The sequence below is a fragment of the Variovorax sp. P4_D9 genome (assembly GCF_056401695.1).
Map to the genome: position 1 here is coordinate 1 of NZ_JBFUIU010001566.1, position 1,002 is coordinate 1,002.

Annotated in this window: 1 pseudogene; it reads right to left on the reverse strand. The window is 66.5% G+C overall.

The annotated features are described in order from the left end of the window. Positions 1–49 precede the first annotated feature (49 nt). Positions 50–1,002: pseudogene (locus AC1DY5_RS56940) on the reverse strand (IS1634 family transposase); the annotation flags it as partial.

Here is a 1,002-nt window from a genome sequence, read left to right on the forward strand (position 1 = left end):
AGACGTAAGTGCGCACCCTGCTTGAGCTTTTGGTTCGCAGGGAGAGCGGCTACTGGGTACAGGCGGGATTCAAGCCGAGCAGCTTGAAGGCCTTGGCCTGAAGCGGCGTGGGCCGCGTGGTGGTGACGATCTTGGCCTCGGGGTTGAGGTGGGTGTGGGTGATGTTGTAGGCCAGGGTGGAGAGGTCTTGCAGCAGGGTCCTGAAGCTGTGCACGGAAGGCGCGCTCCACGTGGGCCAGGCTCTTGTAGGCGGCCACCGCTGCATCGGCATCGAGCTTGGCTGCGGGGACAYTGGTGCGCACCACGTACAGGCCGTCCAGCGCGGCCTCGGCGGCGATGGCATCGAGCTTGCGCCGATAGGTCAACGACGTCGGGGTGATGAGGAGTTYGAAGTGCTTGGCCATGTGGAAGCGGCCGATCACACGACCCACGCGCAGGCCAATGGCATCCTCGCCGTGCAGCGGATKGCGAGCGCGCTGAGWKGCCGACACGATCTTGTCCAGATCGGCTTCGGTTGCAGCGAGCAACTCCAAGCGTTTGCGTGCGCGCTCCTCGGCCAGCAGCGGATTGCGGCACACCACCAGCCGCTCGCCGGGGAAGTGCGCGCTGGTGAGTTCAAGCAGGTTGCGCTCATCGAACAGCGACGGCTGGAACGGACCATGCTCCTCGGCGAGYTGCGCGATCTGCGGCGCGCGCAGCGAGCTCACCCAGTCCATGCCCGCGGGCTTGAGGACCTGCTCGATGCGMGCCGAGGTGAGCATGCCGCGGTCACCCACCCAGGCCAGGTGTTCGATGCCGAAGCGCTCCTTGAGCTTGGTCACCTGAGCGGCCACCGTGGCCGGGTCGGCCGTGTTGCCCTTGAACACCTCCACCGCGATCGGGCAACCCTCGGCTGAACACAGCAGTCCGAAGACGATCTGCGGGTCATCGCGCTTGCCGTCGCGCGAATGGCCGCGCGCGGCGAGTTCGCAGCACCGTCCCGTCAACCAGGTCGAGGTGAGG